This window comes from Aeromicrobium sp., from assembly GCF_025965075.1.
Classification (GTDB): Bacteria; Actinomycetota; Actinomycetes; order Propionibacteriales; family Nocardioidaceae; genus Aeromicrobium.
Genome location: NZ_JAOPXQ010000230.1, coordinates 1 through 10,252 on the forward strand (window position 1 = coordinate 1; position 10,252 = coordinate 10,252).

Consider the following 10,252-nt stretch of genomic DNA (forward strand, 5'->3'; position numbering starts at 1 on the left):
CAGCACGTCGCGGCGGAAGACGAAGCTGCTCGAGTGCAGGCCCGCGATCCGGTCGCGGACGAGGTCGGCGTGGGTCACGACCGTGGGGACGGGACGCTCGTGCGTCGAGCGTCCGTCGTCGACCTCCATCGCGGTGCCGACCAGGCCGACCTCGGGGTGGGCCTCGAAGACCGCGATCTGTGCGTCGAGCTTGCCCGGCATCCAGTGGTCGTCGTCGTCGAGGAACGCGATGAAGTCGTGCCGCGCTGCCAGGATGCCGGTGTTGCGGGCCCCCGCGAGCCCGCGCACACGGTCGTTGACGACGGCACGCAGCGTCCGGCCGTCGCCGAGGGGCACGGAAGGCAGCACGGGCTCGCACGCGTCGAAGACGACGAGGACCTCGATCTCGCCGGCGTAGGTCTGCGCGAGGATGCTCTCGACGGCGCGGGCCATCAGCTCGGGCCGGCGGTGGGTCGGCACGACCGCCGTCACCGCCGGGGGCACACGGGTCGGGGTGGGGCCGACGGCGGCGGCCCGCTCGGGGGCGATCATTCCTCGTGGTCCGCGAGGAACGACCGGAGCATCGAGCTCGAGGTGTGCCGCGTGTAGGGGAAGTAGACGACCTCGACGCCGAGGTCGCCCATCGTGCGCTCGAGCCGGTAGCCCTTGGGCGTGCCCTGCCAGTCGTTGCCCTTGAAGATCGCGTCGAACGGGCGCTGCTGCCAGATCGCGACCTTGTCCTCCGAGCGGTCGATGATGACCTCGTCGACGATCCCGAGCGCCGAGATGATGTCGATCCGCTCGTCGCACGGCACGACCGGCGGGCGCCCCTTCAGGTGGTCGACGTACTCGTCGCTCGCCACACCGACCACGAGGTGGTGGCAGTGGTTGCGGGCCCGGCGCAGCAGGTTGAGGTGTCCCACATGGAACATGTCGAAGACACCGCTGGAGTAGCCGACGTCGAACTTGGCGCGTGCGTCATTCACTGGGAGTCCATGCCTTCTCGTGGTGTTGTCTTGGGAGAGGTCTGCGGACCTCCTTCGTGACGCCATCGGGCCGGAATGCAGGGGCGTGAGGGCGGTCACCACGGCTCAGCCCCGCGCGGCCCGCCCGCTGCCGACCTCGCGGTTGACCTCCTGCAGGTCGAGGTAGATCACCATGCACTCGCGGCAGGACGCCAGGTGCGTGTGCACCTTCTCCTGGTCACGGGCCGCCGCCGTGCCGCGCACGAACGCCGACAGCCGGGCCCGCACCTCGCGGCAGACCTCGCTGTCGTCGTCGCTGCCCGAGCCGACGTGCTGCTGCAGATAGGCCTCGCGGAGCCCCGAGCGAGCCCGGTAGACGAGCGCCGAGACGCTGTTGGGCGACAGCTCGAGCAGCGGACCGAGCTCGTGCGGCTTGCGACCCTCGACGTCGAGGTGCCACAGCACGGTCCGCCACCGGGCGGGCAACGAGTCGTACGCGCTGCGGATCGCCGAGCGCTCGAAGCCGTCGAGGTCCCCGCCGCCGAACGGCACGGGCCGGTCGATGTCGGAGTGGTCGCCCGTCGGTGTCACCCGCCGCCGCGCCCGCGCGCGCCGCGCCGACTCGTGCCGGATCGTCGTGAACAGGTAGGCACGGAACGCCGTGTCCGGCCCCTTGCCCCGGCGCACCAGGTCGAGGACCTGCGCGAACGACTCCGCGACGACGTCCTCGGAGTCCTGCTTCTGGCCCAGGTGCCGGGCGAGCCGGTGGGCCGCGTAGCTGTAGCGCGCGAACAGCGCGCCGTACGCCTGCTGGTTGCCGACCCGTGCCAACGCCAGGAGCTGCCCGTCGTCGAGCGCGACGAACGGAGCCCCGGCATCAGGCTCGTCGACGACGTCAACGTCCTGCATCTGTGTCCCCTGGATGTGTCGTGCGTGCGATCGAGGCCCCGGTGGGAGCCCGGTGATCTGTGACCCATGGTGATGGTCACCGGAAGGATGACATGCGACGGGAACCTTCGTCCAGAGATCTCCAGACCATCTATTCCGTCGTCCGGGCGGATCCTGAAACAAATCATGCGGCCGTCGGGCCGGTCCTCGACGCTGGGCGCCGCCGGAGCCGGCCCCGCCACGCGGGGATCGATGCCCAGGCATGATTTTTCCTGCGTTGACGGTGTCCCCGGACGACCCTGTGATCGACGCCTCACCGGACAAGTTGTTTTTCCTGCCGTCATACCCGCACCCGTCGGGACTCGTTCTTGGTACGGCCCCCACCCGGGGGCCCACAGGACGACCCGAGGACACTCCCACATGGCCACTGCTCCGCAGCCCGTGCAGCTCACCGACATCGGCGGCTCGCTCAGAAGGCACTGGCCCGTGATCCTCGTGATGGCGATCCTGGGTGCGGTCGCCGGTGTGCTCGCCTCGTACGCGATCCCCGCGACGTACGACGCCACCACCACGGTGTCGGTCAACCCCATGAACGCCGATCCGCTGACGTCGTCGACCGACGCCTCCCGCTCCGTCAGCATGGCCACCGAGGCCGGCATCGCCCGGTCGACCAAGGTCGCCGCCGTAGCGGCAACCCTCCTGGCGCCGAGCTACTCGATCGGCGCCAAGACGATCCAGGAGGCGACGACCGTCTCCTCCCCGGACGACTCCCTGATCCTCGACATCCGCTACGCCGGCACCACTGCCAAGCAGTCGGCAGCGGGCGCCGATGCCGTCGCCGAGGCCTATCTGATGACCCGCCGGGACGAGGCCAAGGACGAGATCGACCGGCTCGAGTCGGCCGCCAAGTCGCAGATCACCGCAGTCCAGGCCGACGCCCGTCGCCCGGTCAACAAGTCGTGGCTCGTCCAGCGCTCGCTCCGCATCCAGGCCGACGCCCTCGGCACCAAGCTCGCCGAGCTCGGCAACTTCGACCTCAACCCCGGCCAGATCGTCGGCAGCGCCGAGACGCCTGCCACCCCGTCCACACCGGGGCCCGTCGTCCTCGGCGTGGCCGGCCTGGTCCTCGGCATCCTGCTCGGCATCCCGTTCGCCCTCCTGCGCAAGAAGGAGGAGGACTCCGAGATCGGCGGCGTCGACGGCCTCCACGCGATCGGTGACCAGATCGTCCTCGACGGCACCAAGGACACCAACCGCGCCGACACGTGGGACATCGCGGCATTCATGCTCAAGATCCCCACCGAGATCGGCACGGAGCGCCCGTTCCTGATCATGGTCGACGCCGAGGAGCACGCCGGACGTGCCACGGCGCCCGGTCAGGAGCTCGCCGACGCGCTGTCGCGCCGCGGCCGAAGCGCCCGGTTCGTCGACGCCGGGGCCATCAACGAGGGCAAGATCAGCCGCGGCTGGCCGACCGACAAGAAGCGTGACTCCTGGGCCGGCGAGGTCATCGTCATCGACACGACCAACCTGACCTCCGACGCCAACAAGGTCGCGCTGGCAACCCGTTCGGACTCGGTGCTGCTGGCCCGCTCGACGAACGACGACGCCGCGGCCCTGCGGCGCCTCGCCGGGCTGCTGCGCTCCAAGGGCGTCGACATCGCCCTGACCGCGCTGTTCCCGGCCCAGCCCGAGATGATCTCGCTCAACCGCTAGTGCACCGCCCACCCCGGGTCATGCCTGGCTAGGCCGAGACCATGCTTCCGGAGCGGTGGGCGACGAGGTCGACCAGGCCGAGCCGGTGCCGCAACGGCCAGCTCGCTGCCAGGTAGACGATCGCGACGACCGCGAGGGTCCCCAGCAGCACCAGGACGCTCGACCCCAGCACCAGACGAGACGCGGCCGTCAGGGACCCGACGAGTCCGACCGACAGGGCCGCGGCGACACCGAGGTGCTGGGCCGGCGGACGCAGGTCCATCAGCCGTTGCACCTGATAGACGACGAGCATGGTGTCGACGACGATCGTGACGGCCCAGGCGACGGCGGCGCCCTCGATCCCCCACAGTGGGATCAGCGCCAGGTCGAGGGCGATGTTGAGCGCCAGCGCGACCGACTTGTCCGCGAGCTGCCACGAGCTGCGACCACCCATCAGCAGGATCGTCTGCACCGTCCCCGCCGCGGTGGCCAGCCCCATCGCGAGGCCCAGGATGGCAAGGGACGCGGCTCCGTCGTCGAAGCCCGGGCCGAACAGCGAGAGCACCGCGTCGCCGAACACCGCGAGCACGATGAAGAACGGCCATGCCAGCCAGATCATGGCCGCAGTGACGAGCCCGTAGACCTCCCGGGCCTCCTGTCGGGCACCCCGCGCGAGCGCGGCGCTGATCTGGGGGCCGACCGCGATCCTCGCGGCCTGCTGGATGACCTCGCCGGCACGGGCGCAGCGCGTCACGACGGCGTAGATGCCGGCCTCCTCGGGCGAGGTCAACGCCCCGACCAGGATGACGTCGATCCACTCCAGCAGGGTCTCGACGGCGGCCGTCACGCCCCGTGTCGCGCTGAACGACCAGAACTCGCGGGACAACCGGCGCCGCTCGGCCGGCCGTGCCGTCGAGGGCCGGAGGGTGCCGGAGTGCCGGAGCGTCAGGGCCACGGCGACGCCCGCCGCCAGCGCGAGCACGACCGGCACCGGGGCCATCCACGCCGTCAGTACGGCCGCGACTCCCCCGCCGGCCGTGACGACCGCGAGCACACCGCCCACCCGCAGCAGGGGCAGGGTGACGTTCTGCAGCAAGGGGTACATCAGCACGTCCCCGAGGCCCCGCGTCACCGCGAGCACGACGGCGAGCAGCGACGACAGGACCGCGACCGCCGCGCCCGTCACCAGGAACGCCGGCGACAGCCCGCCGAGGGAGCCCGTCGTGGCGACCACCCCGGCCGCCACGACCACGACCAGCGCACCGGCCAGCACCACGGGGGGCACCGCGGTCCTCAGCAGGTGCGGGACGTCGACGAGCCGGCCGGTCGCGCGTGCGGCGGAGATGTAGCGGACCAGCCCCGTGTCGGCACCGAGCTCGGCGACGTTGGACACGATCATGAACACCGCGACGACCAGGAAGTACGTGCCGGCGCCCTCCGTGCCCAGCTCGCGACCCACGATCGCCGCGAGCACCAGCCCGATCAGGGAGCCGAGCCCACCGCCGACGAGATTGACGGCACCGGCCCAGGCGATCCCGCGCGAGCCGCGGTCAGCCACCGGTCGGGTCGCGGTCGATGCCGTGGCGCCGTCGCAGGAGCACGGCGGCGACGAGCATGATCGTGAGCAGCTGCATGACGTCCATCCCGTAGACCACGATGACGACGCTCGCCACGACGAGGGTGCTGTGCAGCACCAGGTCGACGTCACCCGGCGCGCGCCACGTCCGCAGCGTCGTGCCCCACAGGAACGTCAGGAACAGTGCCAGGCCCACGAATCCGAAGCTGAACATCAGCATCCAGACGTAGCCCTGCGTCCCGACAGAGATCGCCTGCTCGGTCGACGGCCGGGGCGCGCCGTGACCCAGCAGCGGGGACTCCAGGGTCCGCCGGAACGTCTCGTCGTACAGCCTCAGCCGGGTCCCCGACGAGTCGCCGTACTGCTGGCGCGTCGAGATCTGCGCGACCAGGCCGTTGGCGAGCAGGACGATCCCGCCGGCGACCCCCAGGACCGCGATCGTCAGGACCGGGGCGGCCCGGTCGCGGATCGCCAGGCGCACCACGACGTAGACCGCCGCCAGCAGCAGGGCGCCGAACATCCCCCGGTTGGACGTCGCCATCGCCGGCGCGATCATCGCCGCGAGGCCGAGGACGATGGCACCGCGCAGCAGCCGGGACCGCGCCTGCAGGAAGCCCGCGACCGCGACCGGGGTCAGCAGCACCAGCGCCACGCCCCAGCTGTTGGCGTAGGGGAACGGCGCCGACGGACGCACGAACGTCGTCGGGGACCCGAACGGGTGCTGCACCTCCGCCAGCGGCGGGAAGAACAGGTCGTGGACGTACTCGTTGTGGGTCAGCGACTCCGGCAGCAGCATCCCGACCGGGGTCGACAGCCGCACCTCCGGCAGGAGCATCCCGACCAGTCCCCCGACGATCGTCACGAACCACAGGAACGTCAGCGCGTTGACGATGCGGCGGCGGCTCAGGCGGCTCCCGGCGCTCACCGTGTAGACCAGCGCGGTGCCCACGATCAGGAGGATCGACAGCCGGTAGGCGTAGCCCATCGCCCGGGAGGTCGAGTCGAGCATCATGGCGCACGGGACGATCCACACGACGAACGCCGTGAACGCGTAGACGCCAGGGACCAGGCGGGTCGCGCGGTAGTGCGCGAGGTAGGACAGCATCACGACGGTCAGCAGCACCCCGGCGATCACGGTGGCGCCGAGGGCCCAGAAGACCGGGAAGCCCCAGACCAGCGTCAGCACGGGCCACGCCGGCAGTGCCTCGTGGGCGTCGACCGGGGCCGGGGCTGCCGGGCGCTCCTCGAGGCGGGTGCTCATCGCGGCCCGCGGCCGAGTGCGGCGAGATCCCGGTGGCGGCGCACCAGGGTCGCGACCAGCAGCACCGCGTTGAGCACGCCCAGGAGCGCGTACGCCCACAGGAACGCCGTGGTCCACGCCCACAGCACCACGACGAGGTTGAGGACACCGGTGTCGGCGGGGATCTGGATCAGCGTCCCGAACCGCGGCACCGCGTCGGGCTCGGCCAGCGGGTCCCGACGGGCCAGCTGCTCGGCAAGGATCTGCGCGAAGAAGCGGACCGTCGACACCAACGCGAAGCCGAGCGGGACCAGCAGCACGACGTCCGCGACGTCCGTGAACCGGTGGAGCCCGATCATCACCGCGAGGTGGAACAGCAGGTGCCGGGCGGAGTCGACGACGTGGTCGAGCCACTCTCCCGCCGGCGAGCCGCCACCGCGCAGCCGGGCCAGCTGGCCGTCGGCGGAGTCGAATGCGAAGCCGAGCTGCAGCAGCATCATCGAGCCGATCGCCATCGCGACTCCCGGATCGACCGCGACGAGCAGCGCCGCCCCGGCGAGGAACGACACGAAGCTCGCGGCAGTCATGTGGTTGGGCGTCGCGCGGGTCTGGGCCGCGGCCGCAGCGATCAGGCGGCCCAGCCGGCGGTTGACGACGCGCATGTAGAACGAGATCCCGGCGCCGCTCTTCTGTGCCCGGGCCAGGGCTGCGTAGGCGGCGCGCGCGCCCCGCTCCTCGGTGACGGCGCTCATGACGTCGCGACGAGGGACAGGTCCATGCTCGCGCTGGGCGTCGCCCGGTAGTTGGAGTGCACCTCGACGGCGATGCTGTTGGTGCCGTCGGTCAGCAGGCCCACCGGCACGTCGAACGTCACCGGGGCGGCGACGGCGGCGGCCGTGCTGGGCGCCGAGGAGGCGTACGTCGTGGGGGTCAGGGTGCCGGCCGGCAGGTTGGACCGGGCCACCTCCGTGCCGTTGACGTAGACCGCGACGCCGTCGTCGGCGCGGGTCGTCAGCGTCAGCTTCGTGATGCCGGCGGCCGCGGGGACCGAGAACGACCGGCGGAAGTAGGACGTCAGCGCGCGCGTGCCGCCCGCGGGGACGTCGATGTTGGTCGCGATCGCGCCGGTGCCCCAGCCCAGCGCCGCCGGCCCGGTGGCCCAGGACGACGTGTCGGCCGCCGACGTCTTCCACGCCGGCGTCACGGGGGTGGTGTTGTCGAAGGAGTAGGACCAGGTCGCCCCGGCGGGAACGAGGGTCGTCGTGGCCGCCACGCTCTTGGGGGACACGGCCGACGTCGAGGCGGACCGGTTGCCCCACGTGTCGGCGGTGCGGACGAAGAACCGGTCGGCGCCGGTCGAGCCGGGGACCGTGACCTCCTTGGCCGTCGTCGTCGCGACGACGCGGTCGTTGCGGACGACCTCGTAGGTCGTGCCCGCGGCCGCGGTCGAGCTCCACGTGAGCCTGGCGTTCGTCCCGTCGAGCGCGGCCGCGAGGCCGGTCGCGGCCGCGGGGGCGGTGTGCGGGCGGACCGCGAAGCGGACGAAGCCGCCGACCCACTGGTTGGCGCCGTTCTCCTTGACCGCGCTGGTCATGGTGCCCCCGGCCCACAGGGTGCCGTCGGACGCGACGTCGAGCGCCCACGCGCCGCGGCCCAGCCGGGCCCGCATCTCGGGGGTGAACTCCTGCGCGTAGTCGCCGGTCGTCGCGTCCCACGCGCCGACGTAGTAGATCTTGTCGGCCTGGCTCCAGGTGATGTTGGTGGAGCCGGGAGACGTCGTGTCGTACTTCGCGGTGTCGGAGTAGTTCCAGTTCTCGCAGTGGCAGCCCCCGAACACCAGACCGTTGCCGCCCGTGATCGCCTGGATGTCACCGCCGGCCTTCGTGACGTGCGTGTTCTCCAGCGCGAACGTCGACGGGTCGTAGGAGAACATGCTGTGCTGCGAGCCGCCGAGCCAGACCTTGCCGGCCACCTGCTTCACGGCCTGCTGGTAGCGGGCCGATCCCGAGGTGCTGAACGTCGGCTGCCAGCTCGCGACCTTGTTGCCGCCCGTCGCGGTGCTGATCGCGGCGGCCCGGTCGGCGGGCTGGGTGCTGTTCTTCATCTGCGTGAAGTAGCCCGAGAAGTAGACCGCGGTCCTGTCGTCGCTGACGTCGACCGCGGTGCCGGTGCCGTTGAAGTCGGGGTTCCAGGCGTTGTCAGCGACGCCGCTGGACAGCAGGATGCGGGCCCCGTTCTTGGCGTAGCGTTCGGTCGTGCCGGGGCGGGTGAAGTGCGTGAACGCGCCGGTCAGGTAGAGGTGGGTGCCGTCGGTGTCGAGGCCACGGACCGAGACGGCCTTGTCCCCGACCCGGTTCTCGAGGTTCGTCGTCCAGGACGGGTCGAGCGCCCCGCTGGCCGGGTCGAGCACGACCAGGCCCTTGCGGGCGGTGCCGCCGGCGGAGGTGAACTCGCCGCCGACCGCGAGCTTGCCGCCCGGCAGCGCCACGAGCGACTTGACCTGGTTGTTGAGCACGGGCTTGAACGAGCGGATCAGGTCCCCGGTCGTCGCGTCGAACGCCGCGAGGTAGGGCTGGGCGACGACGTCGGTGCCGGTCGCAGACGCCCCCTTCTGCACCGTCGTGAAGTTGCCGCCGACGTACATCGTGCCGCCGATCTGGGCGAAGGCCTGCACCTCGCCGGCGGTCTCGGCCGTGCCGCCGTTGCCGATGCCGGTCACGCCCCACGTCGTCGCGAGGGCGCCGTTGCGGGGGACGGCGCGGATCGTCTGCGCCGCGGTGCCGGAGTCGGGGACCGCCGGGAAGGACAGGTCGCTGCTCCGGATCCTGGGCCGGATGAAGACCTGGCTGAACGGCGTTCCGTACTGGCCGCCGGTGGCCTTGGAGTAGATGTAGCTGGCCGCGGCGGTCGTGCCGAGCCCGTTCTTGCCGTAGTTGAAGCCCCGGACGTAGCCGTTCCTGGCGTCCTCGTACGTCCACAGCCGGCGATAGGCCTGGTCGGACCCGAACTCGTACGTCGTGGTGTTGCTGCCAGTGACACCGTCGAGGGTGACCGACGCGAGCGGGAAGCCCGCACCGAGGGCCCAGCTCCACCGGTCGCGCGAGCCGGCCCGGTAGGTCCACCGGGTCTCCTGCCACGAGGTGCCGGCCTGGTTGGCCGCGCGGCGGACGCGGACGCCGCTGCCGGAGGCCGGGTCGTCGAACCGCTTGCCGCCCAGCAGGCCGTTGACGACGCTCGAGTCCAGCTGGCGCGGCGAGAACGCCGCCTGTCCCGTCACGGTCGTCGCGACGTCGGCCGGCGTGCCCTTGCCGTTGTAGTTGTAGGTCCAGCCCTCCCGGCCGCGGCCGATCAGCTCCCAGCCACCGCCGTCGGTCGTCTGGTCGCAGTAGATCCTGGTCGGCACCTTGAGCTGCGGGGTCAGGATCCAGTAGGCGCCGTCAGGAGAGGCGGCGTTGTCCTGCTTGATCTCCCAGCAGGACGCGGCGGCCGTCGCCTGGGTCAGGCCGTCGACCGGGGCCGCGGCGCTCGCGGGGGTCGTCAGCACGGAGAGCCCGGTGAGGGCCATGACGGGGACCAGCAGCCCGAGCACGGCAGCTCGGAGGGGCCGGTGGGTGAACGCGCGCATGGAACCTCGGTCGACTCGGGCGAGGGACACGCCTGGATCGTGTCGCTCCACCAAGGAAGAGTCCCCAACCCCGTCGGCATGACGGGAGGCCTTCGACTCGTTCGCAGGAGACCCGGATCACGCGGTACGTCCTAGCGCGCGGGTTCCGTCGCGAGCTGCGCGGTCTCCTCCTCGGTGAAGATGCGCGAGCGGATGATGAAGCGGTTGCCGGTCGGCCCCTCGATCGAGAAGCCGGCGCCCCGCCCGGGCACGACGTCGATCGTGATGTGGGTGTGCGACCAGTA

The 10,252-nt window shown here is 71.5% G+C and carries 9 protein-coding genes; 1 reads left to right on the forward strand and 8 read right to left on the reverse strand.

The genetic code is table 11. The features are described 5' to 3' along the window. From JWQ91_RS13875 to JWQ91_RS13885, 3 genes are all read right to left on the reverse strand, one after another. Positions 1 to 531 (reverse strand): glycosyltransferase family 2 protein (locus JWQ91_RS13875; protein WP_297785257.1); only part of this gene is annotated, 531 nt, incomplete at its 3' end. Continuing rightward, a complete protein-coding gene (locus JWQ91_RS13880) occupies positions 528 to 965 on the reverse strand; it encodes an adenylyltransferase/cytidyltransferase family protein (protein WP_297785260.1) in 438 nt (145 codons plus the stop codon). The genes JWQ91_RS13875 and JWQ91_RS13880, both read right to left, overlap by 4 nt. Before the next feature lie 105 nt (positions 966 to 1,070). Continuing rightward, positions 1,071 to 1,853, reverse strand: a complete 783-nt coding sequence (locus JWQ91_RS13885; protein ID WP_297785262.1) for a sigma-70 family RNA polymerase sigma factor — start codon at positions 1,851 to 1,853, stop codon at positions 1,071 to 1,073. A 399-nt stretch (positions 1,854 to 2,252) separates the two neighbouring features. Between JWQ91_RS13885 and JWQ91_RS13890 the strand changes: the two genes are divergently transcribed. Continuing rightward, positions 2,253 to 3,548: a Wzz/FepE/Etk N-terminal domain-containing protein gene (locus tag JWQ91_RS13890; RefSeq protein ID WP_297785264.1), complete on the forward strand. Its 1,296-nt coding sequence runs from the start codon at positions 2,253 to 2,255 to the stop codon at positions 3,546 to 3,548. 28 nt (positions 3,549 to 3,576) lie between these two features. Here the strand turns inward: JWQ91_RS13890 and JWQ91_RS13895 are convergent, their stop codons facing one another. The 5 genes from JWQ91_RS13895 to JWQ91_RS13915 all read right to left on the reverse strand — a co-directional run. Further along, positions 3,577 to 5,085 carry an oligosaccharide flippase family protein gene (locus JWQ91_RS13895; RefSeq protein WP_297785267.1) on the reverse strand — a complete coding sequence of 503 codons (1,509 nt, stop codon included), beginning with the start codon at positions 5,083 to 5,085 and terminating at the stop codon, positions 3,577 to 3,579. Continuing rightward, the gene (locus JWQ91_RS13900) at positions 5,078 to 6,364 is read right to left on the reverse strand and encodes an O-antigen ligase family protein (protein ID WP_297785269.1); all 1,287 of its coding nucleotides are present in this window, start codon (positions 6,362 to 6,364) and stop codon (positions 5,078 to 5,080) included. Before JWQ91_RS13900 ends, JWQ91_RS13895 begins: the two co-directional genes overlap by 8 nt. Next, positions 6,361 to 7,095 carry a CDP-alcohol phosphatidyltransferase family protein gene (locus tag JWQ91_RS13905; protein WP_297785271.1) on the reverse strand — a complete coding sequence of 245 codons (735 nt, stop codon included), beginning with the start codon at positions 7,093 to 7,095 and terminating at the stop codon, positions 6,361 to 6,363. The genes JWQ91_RS13900 and JWQ91_RS13905 overlap by 4 nt, the downstream gene beginning before the upstream one ends. Next, entirely contained in the window at positions 7,092 to 9,998 is a 2,907-nt protein-coding gene (locus JWQ91_RS13910; protein ID WP_297785274.1) for a fibrinogen-like YCDxxxxGGGW domain-containing protein, read from the reverse strand. Before JWQ91_RS13910 ends, JWQ91_RS13905 begins: the two co-directional genes overlap by 4 nt. A 101-nt stretch (positions 9,999 to 10,099) precedes the next feature. Next, on the reverse strand, positions 10,100 to 10,252 hold a 153-nt coding region (locus tag JWQ91_RS13915), incomplete at its 5' end, for a DUF779 domain-containing protein (protein WP_297785276.1).

Bases quoted from the DNA above. Each gene is read 5' to 3' on its own strand.
- JWQ91_RS13885 (WP_297785262.1), bottom strand. From the start codon at position 1,853: ATGCAGGACGTTGACGTCGTCGACGAGCCTGATGCCGGGGCTCCGTTC.
- JWQ91_RS13890 (WP_297785264.1), top strand. From the start codon at position 2,253: ATGGCCACTGCTCCGCAGCCCGTGCAGCTCACCGACATCGGCGGCTCG.
- JWQ91_RS13900 (WP_297785269.1), bottom strand. From the start codon at position 6,364: ATGAGCACCCGCCTCGAGGAGCGCCCGGCAGCCCCGGCCCCGGTCGAC.
- JWQ91_RS13905 (WP_297785271.1), bottom strand. From the start codon at position 7,095: ATGAGCGCCGTCACCGAGGAGCGGGGCGCGCGCGCCGCCTACGCAGCC.